Source organism: Culturomica massiliensis (assembly GCF_900091655.1).
Lineage (GTDB): Bacteria > Bacteroidota > Bacteroidia > Bacteroidales > Marinifilaceae > Culturomica > Culturomica massiliensis.
The window spans coordinates 2,500,532-2,524,487 of the sequence record NZ_LT594621.1 but is presented as its reverse complement, the minus strand read 5'-3'; the positions used below and the strand labels follow the sequence as shown (position 1 = coordinate 2,524,487).

Here is a 23,956-nt window from a genome sequence, read left to right as displayed (position 1 = left end):
TGGATCATGAAAACAAGCAAGTTGGTTTGTATCTTTTTTTGTTTGCTTTCTTTTTCGGTGTTTGGCGATAACCTCCGGTTGGATCACGTGAAATTATTGTCCGTGTCCGAAGGTTCGGCGGATATTGAAGTAACGTTGAAATGGTCCAATTCGTGGCGTAATCTGTACAATAACGATGCCGTTTATCTTTTCGGGAAGTTCCTTACGAAGCCCATCGAGGGCTGGCATCATATCTTCTGGTCGGAGGATGCTTCTGCACATACGGCGGAAGAGGGGTATGCCTGTGAGGTTCTGAACGGGGGCCGGGGTCTTGTGATTTACCGGACGACGGAGGGCTCGGGTCCTTCGGAGGTGCGTCTGCGTTTGCGGTGGTTGCTTTCGGGTAATTCCCAATATCCTGTTGCAGCCTCTTCTTTGCAGTCGGGTGATATACCATACAGCCTGCAAGGTCTGGAGATGGTTTATGTTCCGACCTCCCCCTTTTATGCCGGAGACGGTGTTTCTTCGGGTAGTTTTTCTTCGCCTGCCTTCGGGGTATTTCCTTCAGAATACGATATAATCGGAACGAACAGTAATTTCAGTTATTCGGGTAATGGCAGCGAGAGTGCAGCGAGTCATGCAAACCGTGCTGCAGACCGTTACAATCAGGGTGTTTATACTTCTTCTTCTCGTCACGATTGGTGCGGTACCGTTTTTCCGTCTTACTGGACTGTCGACTTCAAGAGTTCGCGTCGCATACTTTATTTCGGTGTTTCTGGCATATTCGGCAGCATGTATAATGCGGGTCCTTCCGGGACGTGGTATCTGGAAGGTTCGGCGGACAATAAGACCTGGGATGATTTGTGGCACGGAGGGCCAGAGTACTGGAGCGAATCGTCGGAGTCTTATCCTGTTCAGCAGGTGTTGCGTGTGGCTCGTCCCGGTGATTACCGTTACTACCGGATCCGTGTGGATGCGGCCCGTAATGCTGGGGTATGGAACAATATCCGTATCTCGAATGTTTCGATGACGGATACGGATTTGTCGGCTGTTTACACTTCGGGTCCTGTTTTGGTTGACGGTCTTTCCCTTCCTTTGCCTTCTTCCTATCCGAGTGGTGTTCGTGGTTTTTATGCAATGAAATACGAGCTGACACAGGAGCAGTATGTTAGCTTTCTGAACCAGCTTCCCCGTCCGGCGCAGTATGAGCGTACGATCGGTGGTTATCTGGATAAGCTTTCGGAGGGAGATTATGTTTTCGGCACCGACCGCAGCCGTGCTTCCCACCGTAACGGAATCGTTCTTCACGAGCGTAATATCAATAATGGTTTACCGTATGTATTTGCTTGCGATCTGAACCGTTCGGATCTGGCGAACGGTCTTTCTGACGGTCAGTCGTTATCCTGTAATTATCTGAGTGTCGGTGATTTGCTTAGTTATGCGGAGTGGAGCGGTCTTCGTCCGTTGAGCGAGTTGGAATACGAGAAGATGTGCCGTGGGTATTATCCTGGTTTGCCTTTGGGTGGCGAGTATGCCTGGGAGGGAACTTCTTCCGTAAAGTTGAGCGGCATATCGGGGGGAGGTACAGAGCGTGAATCCGTGAATGGCAGCGGAGATAATGTGAATGTGGACAATGCTTTGGACGGTCCTGTCCGTGCAGGTTTGTTTGTGCGTGGAGATGACCGTCATACGACGGGTATTTCTTTTTGGGGTATTTCGGATTTAAGCGGTAATGTGAGCGAGATTTATTGCAATGCGGAGGTTTACGGCCGTCAGTTGAAGCGTGGAGTTCACGGTAGCGGAGAGGTGGAAGAGAACGGAGATGCGAGGGTCGTAGAGACGGACTGGCCCCGTGTCGTATCGGCTTACGGCGTCCGTGGCGGCGATTTTCAGTCACCCTTGTCTTGTCTTTCGGTCTCGGATCGTAGTATGGCAGTGGATTACTTTTCTGATTTTTCGGATCGTAAGGCAACGGTGGGTTTACGGTTGGGGATTACGCAGGAACCGGTTTCTTTTCCTTCTGTGTTAACCCTGGAGAGTGGGCGTCAGTCGGGTAGTGCAATTGTGTATGATACTTTATGTAACGACCGGATTTATCGGATCGAAGGGAATAGTGGGGGTGTTGAAGGAGAAGAATGTCAATACTTATGGTACCATAAACGGGATGATGAAAACGTTTGGCTTCAGATTGAAGGTGCATCTCAGTCCGGTTTGGAATTGAGCCATCTGACGGAAGGTTTGGAAGCGAACCGGGTATATCGTTTTTATTACAAGCGTATTGCATATACTCCCAACGGGATCAGTGAAAGCGGAGTTGTCGGTTTGTTGGTCAGTTACGGTTATCGTTTTGACCGTTTGAGGGATACTCTGATACCCTGTATGTCTTCACCCGGTTTTGAGGTAACGACTCCTTTACCGGCTGTATTCGATTGGTATTGCACGGATAACGACAGGAAGCTACAACCTGCTTCCTCTTCCGAAACCCGGAGTCATTATGCTCTTTCGACGGATGATTTGAGAGTTGCAGAGGAACAACCCAGTGGAGTATACGCTATAGATGTAAGTATACGGATGGCGGAATGTAGTTACCGGGAAAGGCTTGAGGTGTTGGCTATTCCGGGAACTTCCGATCCTTTTCCCAAGGGGGCTGAGTCGTTTAGTTATAATACGGGTAATCAATATACGGTAAGTCATGCATGGGGAGGACGGGATACGTGGAGTTGGAAGCTATACAGTGGTCTCCGTGCGAACCAGATAGACCCAAAGACGGGTGTGATAAGCGGGAAAGTAGATACGATGTGTCGTATCACAGTAGGGTTGGTCTGTGAAGATTGTCCGGATGTGGAGTGGAAAAAGGAAATGAAGGAAATTCGCATATACGGTTATACCGGAAATTACCAGACCGTAAATTTGTTGCCTGCGGAATATATTATGGAATGTTGGGGGGCCAGAGGATCGCAGTCTAGGGCTGATAATAATTTGACAGGTACGCCAGGATACGGTGGTTATGCTTATGGTGAATTGCCCTTGCCGGATGGAGAAAAATTTTTTTTGTATGTAGGTGGGGCTGCCGGGACGCCATCTGCTAAGGTTGGGGGGGCCGGAGGATGGAATGGCGGAGCAACCGGCGGTGGTGATTATGATGATGATGCTGGAGGCGGTGGTGGTGGTGCCACAGATATTCGTTTAATAGCAGGTAATTTATATTCCCGGATTATGGTTGCCGGTGGTGGTGGCGGATGTGGTTGGGGAGTTACCGGAGGCGGTGGTGGTGGAGTCAACGGGAGTTCGGGTAGTGTTGGTGGAGGAAGTCAGACGTCTGGAGCTTCTTTGGGAAGCGGTAGTGCCGGCGGTTACGGCGGTAACGGTTATTATGGTGGCGGTGGCGGCGGCGGCGGCTACTACGGCGGTTATGGTGGGGGAAGAAGTGGCGGTAGCGGTGGTGGAGGTTCAGGGTTCGTTTCCGGATATTCCGGTTGTAATGCCGTTAATGCTGCAGGAAGCCATATGGGGAAACCGGAACATTACAGCGGATATGTTTTTAAAAATACCCGTATGCAGAATAGTCAGAGGAATGGAAACGGACAGATACGCATCTCCGTGAAATAATGGTCTGTATAGGTTTGGAAGACCGTATTTTAAAGAGCATTCAGGGCAGATTTCGTTTGGGATCATACTGTTTTAGTATTATTTGGGTTTATTACCTGGTAACCTTATAAAAATGAAGAAATTAATCTGTTTTTGCTTTTGCTTGTTTTCTCTGACAGCGTGGGGGGATAATCTCCGGTTGGATCACGTGAAATTATTGTCCGTGTCCGAAGGTTCGGCGGATATTGAAGTAACGTTGAAATGGTCTAATTCGTGGCGTAATCTGTACAATAACGATGCCGTTTATCTTTTCGGGAAGTTCCTTACGAAGCCCATCGAGGGCTGGCATCATATCTTCTGGTCTGAGGATGCTTCTGCACATACGGCGGAAGAAGGGTATGCCTGTGAGGTTCTGAACGGGGGCCGGGGTCTCATGATTTACCGGACGACGGAGGGCTCGGGTCCTTCGGAAGTGCGTCTGCGTTTGCGGTGGTTGCTTTCGGGTAATTCCCAATATCCTGTCGCAGCCTCTTCTTTGCAGTCGGGTGATATACCATACAGCCTGCAAGGTCTGGAGATGGTTTATGTTCCGACCTCTCCCTTTTATGCCGGAGACGGTGTTTCTTCGGGTAGTTTTTCTTCGCCTGCCTTCGGGGTATTTCCTTCAGAATACGATATAATCGGAACGAACAGTAATTTCAGTTATTCGGGTAACGGCAGCGAGAGTGCAGCGAGTCATGCAAACCGTGCTGCAGACCGTTACAATCAGGGTGTTTATACTTCTTCTTCTCGTCACGATTGGTGCGGTACCGTTTTCCCGTCTTACTGGACTGTCGACTTCAAGAGTTCGCGCCGCATACTTTATTTCGGTGTTTCTGGCATATTCGGCAGCATGTATAATGCGGGTCCTTCCGGGACGTGGTATCTGGAAGGTTCGGCGGACAATAAGACCTGGGATGATTTGTGGCACGGAGGGCCAGAGTACTGGAGCGAATCGTCGGAGTCTTATCCTGTTCAGCAGGTTTTGCGTGTGGCTCGTCCCGGTGATTACCGTTACTACCGGATCCGTGTGGATGCGGCCCGTAATGCTGGGGTATGGAACAATATCCGTATCTCGAATGTTTCGATGACGGATACGGATTTGTCGGCTGTTTACACTTCGGGTCCTGTTTTGGTTGACGGTCTTTCCCTTCCTTTGCCTTCTTCCTATCCGAGCGGTGTTCGTGGTTTTTATGCAATGAAATACGAGCTGACACAGGAGCAGTATGTTAGCTTTCTGAACCAGCTTCCCCGTCCGGCGCAGTATGAGCGTACGATCGGTGGTTATCTGGATAAGCTTTCGGAGGGAGATTATGTTTTCGGCGCCGACCGCAGCCGTGCTTCCCACCGTAACGGAATCGTTCTTCACGAGCGTACTGTCAATAATGGTTTACCGTATGTATTTGCTTGCGATCTGAACCGTTCGGATCTGGCGAACGGTCTTTCTGACGGTCAGTCGTTATCCTGTAATTATCTGAGTGTCGGTGATTTGCTTAGTTATGCGGAGTGGAGCGGTCTTCGTCCGTTGAGCGAGTTGGAATACGAGAAGATGTGCCGTGGGTATTATCCTGGTTTGCCTTTGGGTGGCGAGTATGCCTGGGAGGGAACTTCTTCCGTAAAGTTGAGCGGCATATCGGGGGGAGGTACAGAGCGTGAATCCGTGAATGGCAGCGGAGATAATGTGAATGTGGATAATGCTTTGGACGGTCCTGTCCGTGCAGGTTTGTTTGTGCGTGGAGATGACCGTCATACGACGGGTATTTCTTTTTGGGGTATTTCGGATTTAAGCGGTAATGTGAGCGAGATTTATTGCAATGCGGAGGTTTACGGCCGTCAGTTGAAGCGTGGAGTTCACGGTAGCGGAGAGGTGGAAGAGAACGGAGATGCGAGGGTAGTAGAGACGGACTGGCCCCGTGTCGTATCGGCTTACGGCGTCCGTGGCGGCGATTTTCAGTCACCCTTGTCTTGTCTTTCGGTTTCGGATCGTAGTATGGCAGTGGATTACTTTTCTGATTTTTCGGATCGTAAGGCAACGGTGGGTTTACGGTTGGGGATTACGCAGGAACCGGTTTCTTTTCCTTCCGTGTTAACCCTGGAGAGCGGGCGTCAGTCGGGGACGATTATTCCTTACGATACGGTGTGCGGCGGAGCGGTATATACGATCCGGGGGGATTTGCCTTTGGGGGAAGGTGTGGTTTATCAGTATGCGTGGATGATGAGCCGGGATGACGGAGTGACATGGAGGAATGTAAAAAACGGCAGTGGCCGGGATCTTAAAATAACAGGTTTGCAGGAGGAGACACCTGCGATGGTGGTGGGAAAATATTTGTACAAGCGTTTTTTCTATTCTTCTTCGGCCATGGGAGAGAGTGGAGTTGTCGGTTTGGTTGTGGGACATGGATACCGGGTAAGTCGGTTGAGGGATACGCTGATTCCCTGTAAAGCGTCGGTCGGTTTTGAGGTGGCGACTCCTTTAGCGTCGGTATTTGATTGGTACGAAGCGGATAACGGGAAAAAGCTACAGCCTTTTTCGTCTTCCGCGACCCGGAGTCATTATGAGCTATCTACTGATGATTTCCGGACAGGCCGCGAGCTTCCCAGCGGAAAATACAATATAGAATTGCGTATACGGGTAGCCGGAGCATGTGAATACCGGCAAAAGCTGGAAGTGTTGGCTGTTCCGCGTACCGTTGATCCTTTTCCTGAAGGAACGGAGGTGTTTGCTTATAATACGGGGGATCAATATGCGGTGACTCACGCCTGGGGAGGGCGGGATGTATGGAGGTGGAAGATATACAGCGATGTCGGAGGGAATCGGATTGACCGGGAAACGGGGATCATGAGCGGAAAAACGGATACAATATGCCGTATCACAGTGGGGCTTGTATGTGAAGATTGTCCAGATGTGGAATGGAAAAAGGAGATGAAAGAGGAACGTATTTTTAATTATACGGGGAATTATCAGACCGTTTGCCTTTTGACAGGGGATTATAAAATGGAATGTTGGGGAGCCAACGGCGGTGCAGGTAGTGGAGGGTCCAATCCGGTAGGATTCGGTGGTTATACGAGTGGGGAAATGGGATTTTCCGGTATGCAGAATTTTTATTTGTATGTGGGGGAATATGGAAACGGAATGTCTACTGTAACAGGTTTTAACGGGGGAGGCAGAGCCTTTTCCGGGAGCGGGCATAATGGAGGACGTGGAGGAAGTGCTTCGGATATTCGTTTACAGGCAGGAGCCTGGAATAATACAGTGGGATTGCGTAGTCGTATCATGATTGCCGGAGGAGGTGGCGGAGCGATGCCCAATTGTGGCGGAACGGCAGCGACAGCCGGGCATGCCGGTGGTCTGACGGGAGGAACATCGTTGAATCGGAGTGGAAGCTATGTAAATAATACTTCCTATGGGGGAAGTCAGATTGCCGGGGGGCAATACAAGGTAGGAAGCAACGGTGTGAATAACGGCGTTTACGGTTCTTTCGGTACCGGAGCTTATGCCAATACCTGTGCTGCAGGAGGCGGAAGCGGTTATTACGGAGGCGGATCGCAATATACTTCCGGAGGAGGTGGCGGTTCTTCCTTTATCAGCGGGTACGACGGTTGTGATGCTATCGATGTCAACGGAAACCATACGGGACAAAGTGTGCATTTCAGCGGGTTGAAATTTGTCAATACGGTGATGAAAGGTGGCGGAGAAGCGATTGATGGACGCCTTTCGACAGGATACGGTAAGATTAAGATAACATTAAAAAATTGATGCCGTGCGGACTGCGTGTATAGATTTTAAATTTTAGATTTACGATTTTAGATTAAATGAATCTGATAACGAATCGGTTTATAGAATAATCTACAATTTAAAATTAAAACGTAGTTATCATAAGTAGAAGATTTCCGGTGTTGCCGGTCGGTTTTTGAGAAATCTGGCATATAAAATAGAAATGTACGGATAATGTTGGGGGATTTAAGTCTATTGACTTCTTTATTATTTTGTAGGCTATTTGTATACAGATATTTAACGTATTGAAATGGAGAATTGATTTTGAACGATTACTTATCTGTGTGAATTTAATTTTTGAAAATTATTAAAAAATAGTATAATTTTGAAATCCCAATCATGGGTAAGTAGAGGTTGTATTTGTCGTTTATGGTGTAGTAATCGGATAAGGATGAAGAAATTAATCTGTTTTTGCTTTTGCTTGTTTTTTCTGACAGCGTGGGGGGATAATCTCCGGTTGGATCACGTGAAATTATTGTCCGTGTCCGAAGGCTCGGCGGATATTGAAGTAACGTTGAAATGGTCTAATTCGTGGCGTAATCTGTACAATAACGATGCCGTTTATCTTTTCGGGAAGTTCCTTACGAAGCCCATCGAGGGCTGGCATCATATCTTCTGGTCTGAGGATGCTTCTGCACATACGGCGGAAGAAGGGTATGCCTGTGAGGTTCTGAACGGGGGCCGGGGTCTCATGATTTACCGGACGACGGAGGGCTCGGGTCCTTCGGAAGTGCGTCTGCGTTTGCGGTGGTTGCTTTCGGGTAATTCCCAATATCCTGTCGCAGCCTCTTCTTTGCAGTCGGGTGATATACCATACAGCCTGCAAGGTCTGGAGATGGTTTATGTTCCGACCTCCCCCTTTTATGCCGGAGACGGTGTTTCTTCGGGTAGTTTTTCTTCGCCTGCCTTCGGGGTATTTCCTTCAGAATACGATATAATCGGAACGAACAGTAATTTCAGTTATTCGGGTAACGGCAGCGAGAGTGCAGCGAGTCATGCAAACCGTGCTGCAGACCGTTACAATCAGGGTGTTTATACTTCTTCTTCTCGTCACGATTGGTGCGGTACCGTTTTTCCGTCTTACTGGACTGTCGACTTCAAGAGTTCGCGCCGCATACTTTATTTCGGTGTTTCTGGCATATTCGGCAGCATGTATAATGCGGGTCCTTCCGGGACGTGGTATCTGGAAGGTTCGGCGGACAATAAGACCTGGGATGATTTGTGGCACGGAGGGCCAGAGTACTGGAGCGAATCGTCGGAGTCTTATCCTGTTCAGCAGGTTTTGCGTGTGGCTCGTCCCGGTGATTACCGTTACTACCGGATCCGTGTGGATGCGGCCCGTAATGCTGGGGTATGGAACAATATCCGTATCTCGAATGTTTCGATGACGGATACGGATTTGTCGGCTGTTTACACTTCGGGTCCTGTTTTGGTTGACGGTCTTTCCCTTCCTTTGCCTTCTTCCTATCCGAGCGGTGTTCGTGGTTTTTATGCAATGAAATACGAGCTGACACAGGAGCAGTATGTTAGCTTTCTGAACCAGCTTCCCCGTCCGGCGCAGTATGAGCGTACGATCGGTGGTTATCTGGATAAGCTTTCGGAGGGAGATTATGTTTTCGGCGCCGACCGCAGCCGTGCTTCCCACCGTAACGGAATCGTTCTTCACGAGCGTACTGTCAATAATGGTTTACCGTATGTATTTGCTTGCGATCTGAACCGTTCGGATCTGGCGAACGGTCTTTCTGACGGTCAGTCGTTATCCTGTAATTATCTGAGTGTCGGTGATTTGCTTAGTTATGCGGAGTGGAGCGGTCTTCGTCCGTTGAGCGAGTTGGAATACGAGAAGATGTGCCGTGGGTATTATCCTGGTTTGCCTTTGGGTGGCGAGTATGCCTGGGAGGGAACTTCTTCCGTAAAGTTGAGCGGCATATCGGGGGGAGGTACAGAGCGTGAATCCGTGAATGGCAGCGGAGATAATGTGAATGTGGACAATGCTTTGGACGGTCCTGTCCGTGCAGGTTTGTTTGTGCGTGGAGATGACCGTCATACGACGGGTATTTCTTTTTGGGGTATTTCGGATTTAAGCGGTAATGTGAGCGAGATTTATTGCAATGCGGAGGTTTACGGCCGTCAGTTGAAGCGTGGAGTTCACGGTAGCGGAGAGGTGGAAGAGAACGGAGATGCGAGGGTAGTAGAGACGGACTGGCCCCGTGTCGTATCGGCTTACGGTGTCCGTGGCGGCGATTTTCAGTCACCCTTGTCTTGTCTTTCGGTTTCGGATCGTAGTATGGCAGTGGATTACTTTTCTGATTTTTCGGATCGTAAGGCAACGGTGGGTTTACGGTTGGGGATTACGCAGGAACCGGTTTCTTTTCCTTCTGTGTTAACCCTGGAGAGCGGGCGTCAGTCGGGGACGATTATTCCTTACGATACGGTGTGCGGCGGAGCGGTATATACGATCCGGGGGGATTTACCTCAGGGAGAGCGTGTTGCCTATCAGTATGCATGGATGGTGAGTAAGGACGGCGGAATGACCTGGAGCAGTATAGGAAACAGTAACAGCCGGGATCTTAAAATAACAGGTTTGCAGGAGGAGACACCTGCGATGGTGGTGGGAAAATATTTGTACAAGCGTTTTTTCTATTCTTCTTCGGCCATGGGAGAAAGCGGAGTTGTCGGTTTGGTTGTGGGGCATGGATACCGGGTAAGCCGGTTGAGGGATACGATGCAGCCCTGTTTGGCGGCTAAAGGTTTTGAGGTGAAGACTCCTTTACCGGCTAAGTTCAGTTGGTATTGTATGGATACCCACCGGCATTTGAAGGCAACAAAGGAAACGGCTGCCAGCAGTTTTTATCAGGAATCGACCGCAGATTTGCGGATTAACGGCCGGCTGGACGGAGGAGAATATCGGATCGAGCTGGTCGTATCGCAATCGGGAGGATGTGAGCAGCGTCAGGAGTTGCAAATATTGGTGAATCCCTGGACATCTGCACCCTGGAGTGGAAATGAGGTATTTCATGTGGATTCCGAGGACAGCGATTTGGATATCCGGGATATTGCCAATACATGGGGAGGACCGGATAAGCAAAATTGGAGCATTACGAGCGGTATGCCCGGTGCATTGACAATTGATTCGCTTACCGGAGAGATTCACGGGATGTCGCAGACGATGTGTAATATTATGGTGACATTGACGTGTGCCGATTTTCCGGATCGTGTTTATACAAAGGCCATCAAGGAAGATTTCCGGGATTGGTATTTTCTGGAACCGGGTGCTCCGCGTACCTTGACCCTTTTGCCGGGAAGATATAAAATGGAGTGTATGGGGTCGCAGGGAGGTTCACATTCGGAAGGAGGTGTAGGAGGTCTGGGCGGTCATGTATGGGGTGAATTGGAATTGAATTATGTACAGCAGTTTCATATTTATGTCGGACGTACGCCGTATAGTCCGACAACCGGAGGGTATAACGGGGGGGCTGGTTCTCAGGAAGCTACTTTGTCGTCGGCGGGAGGTGGTGCTACCGATATCCGTCTGGTAGGAGGAAATTGGGATAACCAGACCAGTTTATTGTCCCGGATTATGGTGGCCGGTGGGGGTGGATCCGGCGGACATACCGGGAGTGGTGGTGCCGGTGGCGGATTGACCGGAGGAAACGGTTCGAATACCAGTGGTACCTTCGGTCGCGGCGGTTCACAGACGGCTGCCGGATACAGCGCAAATGCGAGTTTGCCTGCCGGTTTAGGCCGTGGCGGGGTCGGTTATCTGCATGGCGGTGGTGGTGGCGGCGGTTACTATGGCGGTGGCGGCGGCGGAACGAATGGTTCGGCTAACCGCTGTGCTCATGGCGGTGGCGGCGGTTCCGGCTATGTTTCCGGTTATCCCGGTTGTGTTACACATTCCAGCGGCTTGTATTTTAAAAATGCGGGGATGAGTTCAGGAGTGCATACCGGAAAGGGATATGTCCGGATCACTCAATTGGATTAAAAAACGTAAAAAAATGTATATTTATCGTTCTTTTTTAATTTCTAAAAAAAGAATGTGGTAAAATTATAAAATAATAACCTTTTTTTGTAATATTAATAAAAACATGTTACTTTTGTAGATTGACAAGGGTTATGTGTATGTGGTATTTACAAAGAAGAAGTCATGGGCTGTTGGTCGTGTTGTTATTTTTTTTAACGGCACCAACTATGGCGAATAATGTCCGGATAAAGGGAGATGTCCGGGTTTTGGCGAATAATATTACGAATGAAGTCGGTAAGCCGAATGTTGCAACATTCTCTTTTACAGTGGAATGGGATAACTCTTGGCGGGATAAATTCAATTATGATGCGGTGTATGTTTCCCTGCGGCATAAGTACCGGGGAGAGGGGGAATTGTGGTATCCGGTGTATCTGCAGGATGCCGGGAATGCCGTTAGCTCCGACAACTATACCCTGGAATTGAAGAACAATACAGGGACTGTTAATCACAACGAAGGTTTTTTTCTTTATCGTAAGTATGACGGCACAGGTACATCTACCGTCGAAGTCACGCTGAAATGGGATATTCAATCTACGGATCGTCCGAATAGTTTGCGTATCGGAGACTTTCGGGACGGAAATGTGCTGATGTCTGCTATGGCTGTCGAGATGGTGTATATACCGCGGGGTGCTTACCGGATAGGAGACAACCGGGCGGTTAAGCATTTCCGGAATAATTACCTGCCTTTATTGGAAAAATTCGATATAGTGCCTTACGCCGATGCTTATTTTACATCTTCGGTAAAAGGAGGGCCTCTGTATGTCGATCCGAAAATGGCTGCCAATCAGGTGAATGATATTTCTACCGACTTGAATCCCGAGACGGGGATGCCGACAAATGCCTGGTACGGAGATAAAGTCGGAGAGGACGAGCGGGATGAGAGAGGGTATCAATATTGGTCTTGTTCTTTTGCCAGAGAGCGCCGGATCAAATACATTGCTATTTCCAGTGTACCCGGTTATGTACCCTCAAAATGGAAGTTGCAGGGACAGACGACAAAAGATGCCCGGGATTGGGTCGATATCGACATCAACGGGAAGCCTGCGGGGACTGCTGCGGATTGGGATACCTCTTTGATCCGTACTTATCCTCCGATTAAGGCTTTGCGGGTAAATACGAATAATACGGCTTATTTCAATATCCGGATTTATGTGGAACAGGTGGATATGCCGGGGGGAAAAGACGGTAATCCGCCTTTGATCAAGAATGTGGCGATTGCCGAAGAAGATTTAAAGGCTTTGGTCGACAACAGTGTTTTAATACACGAGCCTCAGACGGTGATGGGAACTTTTGCCGGTTTGGCTGCCGATGACGGAGACAATTGGATGGGGACGACGGATGTCAATTATCCGAACGGTTATCCGGCTTTTTATGTGATGAAATACGAGGTGAGTCAGGAACAGTATGTCGCTTTCCTGAATAAGCTGACCCTTCAGCAGCAGCGTGCCCGTACGATCGGGGCGGCCATGGATGCTTTGAATGAAGGGGAATATGTTTTCGGAAATCACCGGGATAAGCCTTCTTACCGGAACGGCATTATTTTATTGAAAAAGTCTTTCAGTAACGAACCGATGGTGTTCGATGTAAAACGGGAAGCGGGGAAGACCGATCCCACGCTGGCTTGTAATTACCTGACGGCAGCGGATATGTTGGCTTATGCAGACTGGAGCGGCTTGCGTCCGATGACGGAGATGGAGTATGAGAAACTTTGTCGTCCGTTTTATCCCACGGAAACCGGTAGAGGTGATTTTCCCTGGAACTCTACGGATAAGACCGAAGCGACGACATTGCTACAGTCGGCAACACGTTATGAGCGGCCGGCTGATGGGGCGGCCAATGTCAATTTCGGTAAAAATATAATGGGACCGATGCGTGTGGGTGCTTTCCTGTCCGGAGCTACGAGCCGGGAAACAGCCGGAATGAGTTTCTGGGGAGTGATGGAAAGCGGCGGTAATTTATCTGAACTTTATTATAGTGCCGGAAGTGAAGGCCGGCTTTTCCGTGGATTGAGTTCCAATTTGCACGGAGATTGTTACCTGGCTCCCAATGGTGAGACCAATATCGGAGAGGCTTACTGGCCGCGTCATCACAATGCCTTTATCCTGAAAGGCGGGAGTTGGGCGGATACGGATGAAAATTTACTGATGGTATCCAACCGGACTTATTGCCGGGATTATTACAAGAGTATGGATATTTCGACCCGGGATAGTTGTGTTACTTTCCGATTGGGGCAGACGGCCCGGCAAAATACATTGAAGTTGGATCTCGTACTGCAAAACGGGATATCTACGGCTTTGGTAGCCGACGGAACGATGGCTATCGATACGATTTGTCACGGGGATGTGTATACGATATCGGGTGTTTTGCCGGAAGAAATGAGGGGAAAACTTTATTCGGTCGTGTGGTATAAAAGCGAAAATAAAGGACGTACCTGGGAACCGATAGAGGGGAAGGGCGATCAGAATCTGACTTATTCCAAGTTTGTCAATATCAATACGAACGAGGATGTTATTATGGAATATTGGTTTAAAAAGGAGATATACGGAGAGTTGGCGGATGCTAAGTCCGATCCGGTGGTACTAAGGGTACTCAATACCAATATTTACCTTAACCGTTATACGGACACGCTGGATGTGTACGATCATTCCCTGGGCGTACGTGTAAATGTGTCGATGAAAGCGGAATTTTCCTGGTTATTCCAGGGGAAGGCGCAGCATGTGGGATACGATGTATTGCCGGATAAGTTGCAAAAATCGGAAGTCGGAGCACCTTTATACGCTTATCTGACGCCGGGGAAATCAACGTATGTGGTCGCAGCGGAGTTTATGAGGCATTGCCGGGCCTACGATACGGTACAGGTGTACCGGGAAGCGGAGCCGGCAGCCCAATTGTCGGATGCTGCCGATTGGAAATGCGGGAATATTATGATTGATACCCGGGACGGGAAGCGTTATCGGACGGTTTCCGACGGAAGGTCCTGCTGGATGGCCGACAATTTGAATTATATGATCGTAGGAAGCCGTTGTTACGACGGGGAGGTTGCTAATTGCGATATCTACGGCCGCCTTTACAATTGGAAGCAGGCTGTAGGTACTTGGGGAACCGGAACGAATCTGCGGATTCAGGGAGCTTGTCCTGCCGGATGGCATGTGCCGAACGAAAACGAATGGCTGAATTTGGGGCAGGCATCTACCGATGGTAAATCCTGGCGTAGTCAGCGCAATCTGTGGGTAGATGCGTCACAGGCAGATCCGCATATTTATCCGTATACCAAGCTGGCGAATAATGCCAGTCGTTTTTCAGCATTGCCGGCCGGAGGGTATTTCTTTTCTTACAATGCTACACCCGCTAACGGCAGTACCCAGTTGAAACGGGTAACCGGTTATTACGATTTGGGAGAAAAAGCCTGGTGGTGGTGTTCTTCCTGGAAAGAAGCCTCTTATATCAACAACAATACATCGGCAAATGCCTTGACTTATATACCTTATTATACGGCTGTCGATTACAACAATACGGTCAGTCTGGTACAAACGGCGGGCAATGCAAATTCTATTTTTTACGGTCCCGTGCAATATCTCGGAAACAGTACGTCGATTTCGGCTGAAAGTAAATATGCGGCTATGGTGGCTATTGAAAATAATTTTTATTTCGGTGTCCGTTGTGTCAAGGATTAGTTAATAGTGGTGAAGTAATTAAGCAATAAAGGAAAATGATGAATCGGTTAGTTAGTCTATTGTTTTTCGTATTTACGGTCATCGGATCGGTTTTTGCAAACAATGTCCGTATCGAGGGGGAAGTGAAAGTTTTGGATACGGATATCGACCGGGCGACAAATATCGCGACGGTGAAGCTGCAACTCAAATGGAACAATTCCTGGCGGGATGCTTTCAATTACGATGCGGTGTACCTTTTTTTGAAATACAAGGTGGACGGACTGGACGAGGTGTGGCACCATGCTTACCTGGAGCCCGACGGTCATGAGATCGATAAGGGATATACCTATCTGATGTCTAACTCACAGAAAGAGGTGTCCGGCAAAGCCAATCACAACGAAGGTATTTTTATTTACCGTTCCGGTAAAAGTTACGGAGATCCTGTGGTAAACCTGAAACTGAAATGGAATATCCAGTCCAATCCGGATAAAAAACTGGAGCGGGATATGTTTACTTCGGGGAGCGTTTTCTTGTCGGCCATGGGGATCGAGATGGTCTATATTCCGCGCGGTGCTTTTCGGGCCGGCGATACGAAATCTTCCCGGACGTTCCGGAACGGCGATATTACTTTGCCTGCGGATAAGAATTTTTTGGTGCCCTCCAATATTGAGGAATGTTTATCGGCTGATCCCCGTGTAAGCAATCCTCCTGATTTTGCCGTCAATCTGATGAACGATGTAGCGCGGGATGCAAGCAATGCCTGGGTAGGGCGTGCCGGGGCTGCGGCTGAGGGAGCTGATTTTGTCGATTATTGGCAGGTACAATTGAAGGAGCCGATGACGGTGCGCAGCTTTGCGATAGAGAGTATTGAAGGCGGTACACCGGAACAGTGGCAGTTGCAGGTATGGGCGTCTACGATCGGGCAATGGCGGACGATTTATCCCAAATATGCCGATGCGAATGTTTTTGCCGACGGTAGTGAGTGGGCCGTCAATTCCCGTCAGACCTACCCTTGTACGCGGACTTTGCGTATTGATCCGGGTTTTTCCGACAAAAGCAGTAAATACCGTATCCGTATTTATAAGGCGACGAATGCGCCTGTGATCAAAAATATAGCAATGTCTACCTCGGATATTCTGTCGGATGTTGATAATTCGGTTTTGGTGTACGACAGTATAACGACTTTGAATAACCGTTTCGGTCTTTATTCCCAGGACGGAGATACGTGGTCGGGTCAGACCGGTATAGAATATCCGAACGGCTATAAGGCTTTTTTTGTGATGAAATACGAGATCAGCCAGGAGCAATATGTAGCGTTTTTGAATAAACTGACGGCAGCGCAGCAGCGTACCCGTACGATCGGTTCTGCCTTGGGAGCTTTGAAGGAAGGCATGTATGTTTTCGGCGGGGTAGGAACCCGGGCAGTAGGGCGTAACGGTATCAAGCTGGCTTCGATCGGTGTAAATGATGCCCCTTATGTTTTTGCCAATGACCTTGAACCGGGCAATGATTATTCACAGGACGGCGACGGTCAGGCAATCGCCTGTAATTTTCTGAATGCGGGGGATATGATGGCTTATGCTGACTGGTGCGGCCTTCGTCCGTTGACGGAGCTTGAGTTTGAGAAGATGGCGCGGCGGCCGTTTCCGGAATCTTCATTGCGGGGGGAATATGCGTGGAATACAAATGCCAATTTTACGGTAGCTACAGGTTTTCAGGGGATAACTGCCGGAACGAAGAATGAGAAACTGAACGGCGGGAATGTGAATGCAGACAATCAATTGAAGGGGCCTGTCCGCTGCGGAGCTTTTGCCTCTACAGCCGGGAATAGCCAGATTAATGCGGGAGCCAGTTTCTGGGGTGTTCTGGAGTTGAGCGGCAACCTTTCGGAGCTTTATTACAATGTCAATTCGGAGGGACGTCTTTTCCGGGGGCTTCTGGATAAGCATCACGGAGACGGAAAATTATCGGCTTCGGGAGCAAGCGATGTAGATAACAGTTATTGGCCCGAAGTTCCGGGGGCTTTTGCACTTCGCGGAGGAAGTTATGCAGACGGTCAGGAGCGGATGTGTATTTCAGACCGGGAACGGAACATGGGCGCTTATGGAACGACAACGGAATTGAATAGTTTGAAAGACAGTACGGTTACCTTCCGTTTGGGGCGTACGGCTCCGGTGGAACACCGGATTGCCGAGGTTGTTTTGGAAGACGGCCGCAGTTCGGCTGCGGCGGTTCAGGATTCGGTATGTTCGGGTTCGGACTATACGATCAGCGGTACTATACCTTCGGACATAGCAGGTTCATACCGGATTGCCTGGTTTATGAGCAGCGACGGAGGAACGAACTGGGATTTACTGGAAGGGGAGGAATCGGCTTCTTTGAAGTTATATAATCTTCGGAATGTGAATTCCAAAGAGGATGTGTTTAAGGATTACTGGTACAAACGCTATATTTATACGAGTAAGTCGGACTTTGTGCAGAGTCATCCGGTCTGTCTGCGGGTGATCAACCGTACATTGCATTTGAGTACGACGCGTGATACGGTGGATGTTTACGACCGTTCGAAAGGCATCCGTATCGAATCGCCGCAGGAGGCTACTTTTGCATGGAGCTGGTTGCGGGATAATGTGGTCACGCCTATCGATGTGGAATATGTGTTGAAGGAGGGCAAGATCGAGAAGCATTATTTCAGGTATACCGATTTTGACATCGGTTCACAGGCCGAGGGAGAACAGAAAATTTGTCTGGAGATAGAGGTGATGAACAAGTGCCGCCAGTCGGATACGATATATGTATATGTAGAGAAGAAACCGGATGAGTTGCCGAATTTTGACAACGAGACCGGGGGACATAACGCGAAGTTTAAGTGCGGGGATATCCTGATCGATAACGAGGAGGGTATTTCGAACAGCAAGCGTTACCGTACGATAGAGATCGGGGGTAAGTGCTGGTTTGCCGACAATCTGAACCGTACCCTGGCATCGAAAGTCGGTCAGGTGAAATGTTACGGTGATTCGGAAGCGAACTGTGAAACGTACGGACGTTTGTACAACTGGGTGGCAGCAACACAGAATAATGCTGGGGCCGGTGTGCAGGGTATTTGTCCCACAGGCTGGCATTTGCCGACAAACGACGAGTGGGTGGCGATGTTGCAGGCAACGGGCGGCCAGGTAAATGTGAGCGGGAACGGCCGGGGTTTAAAGAGTACGTTGAACTACTGGCGTCCGGTGACCGCAGAAAGTCAGATCGGCACGAATAAGGACGGATTTGCGGGATTACCCGGTGGGGGATATTTTTATGCATATTCTGCAAATACAGCTACTTACGGTGGTTTTAACGCCAGAAACGGGTATAACGATATCGGAGATCAGGCTTGGTGGTGGACGTCAACAGGGGAAACTCGGTATTATTCGACTTCTAATGCGAGTTATAATGCGACGACAGTACCGCTTTACGTTCGTTTTGACAGGGGAAGCAACACGTTGTTTACAAATGTTGCAACAACGTGGGGAACATATGGTTATTTGAACTCTATTTTTTGTGGGCAAAGTACTTATGTACATTTAGTGTCGGGTAATAATAATCCTAACGGGGCTTATAATGTTATGACTAATAATTTTTATTTCAGTGTTCGTTGTGTTAAGGATTAATAAAACGGTAGTAGCGTAAAATGATAAAGGGGAGATGATGAATCGGTTAGTAAAGATATTGTTTTTTATGTTTGCGGTTGTGGGCACGGTTTCGGGTAACAATGTCCGCATCGAAGGCGACGTTCGTGTATTGGATACGGATATCGACCTTTCGACGAACATCGCGACGGTCAGCCTTCAGCTGAAGTGGGACAATTCGTGGCGGGATGATTTCAACTACGATGCTGTATATCTTTTCCTGAAATACAAGGTGGACGGTCAGCGTGAGGTTTGGCACCATGCTTATCTGGAGGGCGTTGGGCATGAAATCGATAACGGTTACAGCTACCTGATGTCGAATTCACAGAAAGAGGTGTCCGGCAAGGCCAATCATAACGAAGGTATTTTTATTTACCGTTCGGTTAAAGGCTACGGGGCTGCCGTTGTCAACCTGAAACTGAAATGGAACATCAAGTCGAATCCGGACAAGGAACTGGAACGTGAAATGTTTACGGCCGGCAATGTATTTCTTTCGGCCATGGGTATCGAGATGGTTTATGTTCCTCGTGGAGGCTTCCGTGCCGGCGATACGAAATCTTCCCGTACTTTTCAGAACGGTGATGTGACTTTCCCTTCAGACCAGAACCTTTTGGTTCCCTCGAATATCGACGAGTGTTCTTCCGCTCTTCCGAGTACGGATAATCCACCTGCTTTTGCCGTTAACCTGATGAACGATGTTTCCCGTGATGCGAGCAACGCGTGGGTGGGGCGTGCCGGAGCCGCGGCCGAAGGCGTAGACTTTGTCGACTACTGGCAGGTGAAGCTGAAGAAGCCTGCGACGATCCGCAGCTTTGCTATAGAGAGCATCGAGGGCGGTACGCCCGAGCAATGGCAGTTGCAGGTGTTTGTCTCCAGCCAGTGGAAAGCGGTTTACCCGAAGTACGGAGATCCGACGGCTTTTGCCGACGGGAGTGAGTGGGCGGTGAATTCGCGTCAGACTTATCCCTGTACGCGGACTTTGCGTATCGATCCGGGTTTTTCGGAGAGCAGCAGCAACTACCGCATCCGTATCTATAAGACGACGAATGCGCCTGTGATTAAAAATATAGCGATGTCTACCTCGGATATTCTGTCGGATGTTGATAATTCGGTTTTGGTGTACGACAGCATAACGACACTTGACACCCGTTTCGGTCTTTATTCCCGGGACGGGGATACGTGGTCGGGTCAGACTTCCGTTGATTATCCGAACGGCTACAAGGCCTTTTTTGTGATGAAATACGAGATCAGCCAGGAACAGTATGTGGCGTTTTTGAATAAACTGACGGCAGCGCAGCAGCGTACCCGTACGATCGGAGCCTCTCTGGGTTCTCTTGAGGAAGGGATGTATGTATTCGGGGGAGTGGGGACGCGTGCCGTCGGTCGTAACGGTATCAAGCTTGCTTCTATCGGAGCGGACGATGCCCCCTATGTTTTTGCCAATGACCTTGAGCCGGGGAATGATTATTCTCAGGACGGCGACGGTCAGACGATAGCGTGTAATTTTCTGAATGCGGGGGATATGATGGCTTATGCGGACTGGTGCGGCCTTCGTCCGTTGACGGAGCTCGAGTTTGAGAAGATGGCGCGTCGTCCTTATCCTGAGGTTTCTTTGCGCGGGGAGTATGCGTGGAATACGAACGGTAATTTCACCCCTGCGACGGGTTTTCAGGGAGTGACTGCTGGAACGAAGGGTGAGAAGGTGAACGGGGGTAATGTGAATGCCGGCGATCAGTTGAAAGGTCCTGTGCGTTGCGGTGTATTTGCGTTGCCTTCGGGCAGCCAGGTGGATGCGGGAGCCAGTTTCTGGGGCGTTATGGAGTTGAGCGGCAACCTTTCGGAGCTTTATTACAATGTCAATTCTGAGGGTCGTCTTTTCCGGGGTATCTTGGACAAGCACCACGGCAGCGGTAAGCTTGACGGTTCGGGTAAGAGCAATGTTGATAACAATTACTGGCCTGAGGTACCTGATGCTTTTGCCCTTCGCGGAGGCAGTTATAGGGATGTGAAGGAGCGTACCTGTATTTCAGACCGAGAGCGTAATGCGCGGGTATACAGTACGACGACGGAAGTAAACAGTCTGCGTGACAGTACGGTCACTTTCCGATTGGGTCGTACGGCTCCGGTGGAGCACGGTATTGCAGAGGTTACACTGGAGAACGGGCAGAGTTCGTTTTCGTCTGTTCAGGATTCCGTCTGTTCGGGTTCGGACTATACGATCGGGGGTACGGTTCCTTCTGGAATCGACGGGGCTTACCACATCGCCTGGTTTATGAGCAGCGACGGCGGAGCGAACTGGGATTTGCTGGAAGGGGAGGAGTCTCCTTCTTTGAAGCTATATAATCTTCGGAATGTGAACTCCAAAGAGGATGTGTTTAAGGATTACTGGTACAAGCGTTATATTTATACGAATAAGTCGGATTTTGTACAGAGTCATCCGGTCTGTCTGCGGGTGATCAACCGTACATTGCATTTGAGTACGACGCGTGATACGGTGGATGTTTACGACCGTTCGAAAGGCATCCGTATCGAATCTCCCCAGGCGGCTACTTTTGCCTGGAGCTGGCTGCGGGATAATGTGGTCACGCCTATCGATGTGGAATATGTATTGAAAGAGGGGAAGATCGAGAAGCATTATTTCAGGTATACGGACTTTTACGACGGTTCTCAGTTTGAGGGAGAGCAGAAGATCCGTCTTGAGATAGAGGTGATGAACAAGTGCCGCCAGTCGGATACGATATATGTGTATGTGGTGAAGAAGCCTGACGAGCGTAATAATTACGATAATCAGACGGGGCGTCACAATTCGGAGTTTAAGTGCGGTGAGATACTGATCGACAATGAGGAGGGTATCGCGAGCAAGAAGCGTTACCGTACGGTGGAGATCGGGGGTAAGTGCTGGTTTGCCGATAACCTGAACCGTACGCTGGCGTCGGGTCAGTCGGGGGCGGTGAAGTGTTACGGTGATGCGGAATCGAATTGTGACACTTACGGACGTTTGTATAACTGGCTGGCAGCGACACAGAACGATGCTACGGCCGGTGTGCAGGGTATTTGTCCTACGGGCTGGCATTTGCCGACGAATGACGAGTGGGTGGCAATGTTGCAGTCTACGGGAGGAGAGGTGAATGTAGAGGGTAACGGCCGGGGATTGAAGAGTACGCTGAATTACTGGCGTCCGGTGACGGCAGAGGGTCAGATCGGGACGAATGAGGACGGATTTGCGGGATTGCCGGGAGGAGGATTTTTTTGGACGTATAATTTAAATGCCAGTTACGATGGCACTTATGGTGGTTTTAATGCCAGAAACGGATATAACGATATAGAGGATCAGGCTTGGTGGTGGACGTCAACAAATAAGCCGCAGGTGTGGATCACGGCTCATGGGGGAAGCGGGGATTACGGTACTTTGACGATGCCTTATTACGTGCGTTTCGACAGGGTGAGCAATACCTTATTCACGAATGTGGTCACGGCATGGAGCGGGCATAATTACGGATATTTGAATTCCATATTTTGCGGAAGTGAGTATCATTATTTTTTGGCGGGAAGTGTCGATTGGACACTGGATGCCGGATATAATCTAAATGCCCGGACAGCTATCCGGACTAATTTTTATTTCAGTGTTCGTTGTGTTAAGGATTAATAAAACGGTAGTAGCGTAAAATGATAAAGGGGAGATGATGAATCGGTTAGTAAAGATATTGTTTTTTATGTTTGCGGTTGTGGGCACGGTTTCGGGTAACAATGTCCGCATCGAAGGCGACGTTCGTGTATTGGATACGGATATCGACCTTTCGACGAACATCGCGACGGTCAGCCTTCAGCTGAAGTGGGACAATTCGTGGCGGGATGATTTCAACTACGATGCTGTATATCTTTTCCTGAAATACAAGGTGGACGGTCAGCGTGAGGTTTGGCACCATGCTTATCTGGAGGGCGTTGGGCATGAAATCGATAACGGTTACAGCTACCTGATGTCGAATTCACAGAAAGAGGTGTCCGGCAAGGCCAATCATAACGAAGGTATTTTTATTTACCGTTCGGTTAAAGGCTACGGGGCTGCCGTTGTCAACCTGAAACTGAAATGGAACATCAAGTCGAATCCGGACAAGGAACTGGAACGTGAAATGTTTACGGCCGGCAATGTATTTCTTTCGGCCATGGGTATCGAGATGGTTTATGTTCCTCGTGGAGGCTTCCGTGCCGGCGATACGAAATCTTCCCGTACTTTTCAGAACGGTGATGTGACTTTCCCTTCAGACCAGAACCTTTTGGTTCCCTCGAATATCGACGAGTGTTCTTCCGCTCTTCCGAGTACGGATAATCCACCTGCTTTTGCCGTTAACCTGATGAACGATGTTTCCCGTGATGCGAGCAACGCGTGGGTGGGGCGTGCCGGAGCCGCGGCCGAAGGCGTAGACTTTGTCGACTACTGGCAGGTGAAGCTGAAGAAGCCTGCGACGATCCGCAGCTTTGCTATAGAGAGCATCGAGGGCGGTACGCCCGAGCAATGGCAGTTGCAGGTGTTTGTCTCCAGCCAGTGGAAAGCGGTTTACCCGAAGTACGGAGATCCGACGGCTTTTGCCGACGGGAGTGAGTGGGCGGTGAATTCGCGTCAGACTTATCCCTGTACGCGGACTTTGCGTATCGATCCGGGTTTTTCGGAGAGCAGCAGCAACTACCGCATCCGTATCTATAAGACGACGAATGCGCCTGTGATTAAAAATATAGCGATGTCTACCTCGGATATTCTGTCGGATGTTGATAATTCGGTTTTGGTGTACGACAGCATAACGACACTTGACACCCGTTTCGGTCTTTATTCCCGGGACGGGGATACGTGGTCGGGTCAGACTTCCGTTGATTATCCGAACGGCTACAAGGCCTTTTTTGTGATGAAATACGAGATCAGCCAGGAACAGTATGTGGCGTTTTTGAATAAACTGACGGCAGCGCAGCAGCGTACCCGTACGATCGGAGCCTCTCTGGGTTCTCTTGAGGAAGGGATGTATGTATTCGGGGGAGTGGGGACGCGTGCCGTCGGTCGTAACGGTATCAAGCTTGCTTCTATCGGAGCGGACGATGCCCCCTATGTTTTTGCCAATGACCTTGAGCCGGGGAATGATTATTCTCAGGACGGCGACGGTCAGACGATAGCGTGTAATTTTCTGAATGCGGGGGATATGATGGCTTATGCGGACTGGTGCGGCCTTCGTCCGTTGACGGA

At 49.4% G+C, this 23,956-nt stretch carries 7 protein-coding genes; all 7 read left to right on the top strand.

Annotated features, from left to right (window positions below):
• Positions 1–6 precede the first annotated feature (6 nt).
• Positions 7–3,588: a glycine-rich protein gene (locus tag BN8908_RS19050; RefSeq protein WP_068690761.1), complete on the top strand. Its 3,582-nt coding sequence runs from the start codon at positions 7–9 to the stop codon at positions 3,586–3,588.
• Between the two features lie 112 nt (positions 3,589–3,700).
• The gene (locus BN8908_RS11860) at positions 3,701–7,363 is read left to right on the top strand and encodes a glycine rich domain-containing protein (RefSeq protein ID WP_068690759.1); all 3,663 of its coding nucleotides are present in this window, start codon (positions 3,701–3,703) and stop codon (positions 7,361–7,363) included.
• Positions 7,364–7,772: 409 nt separating this feature from the next.
• Positions 7,773–11,366, top strand: coding sequence for a glycine rich domain-containing protein (locus BN8908_RS11855; protein ID WP_068690757.1), 3,594 nt, complete (start codon positions 7,773–7,775; stop codon positions 11,364–11,366).
• Between the two features lie 206 nt (positions 11,367–11,572).
• Positions 11,573–15,079: an FISUMP domain-containing protein gene (locus BN8908_RS11850; RefSeq protein ID WP_068690755.1), complete on the top strand. Its 3,507-nt coding sequence runs from the start codon at positions 11,573–11,575 to the stop codon at positions 15,077–15,079.
• A 35-nt stretch (positions 15,080–15,114) separates the two neighbouring features.
• Complete coding sequence (locus tag BN8908_RS11845) at positions 15,115–18,708, top strand: FISUMP domain-containing protein (RefSeq protein ID WP_082989252.1); 3,594 nt, start codon at positions 15,115–15,117, stop codon at positions 18,706–18,708.
• A gap of 34 nt (positions 18,709–18,742) precedes the next feature.
• Positions 18,743–22,372 (top strand): fibrobacter succinogenes major paralogous domain-containing protein, encoded by a 3,630-nt coding sequence (locus BN8908_RS11840; RefSeq protein ID WP_068690751.1) that lies wholly within the window; start codon positions 18,743–18,745, stop codon positions 22,370–22,372.
• A 34-nt stretch (positions 22,373–22,406) separates the two neighbouring features.
• A partial coding sequence (locus BN8908_RS18720; protein WP_202668893.1) for a hypothetical protein occupies positions 22,407–23,956 on the top strand: 1,550 nt, incomplete at its 3' end.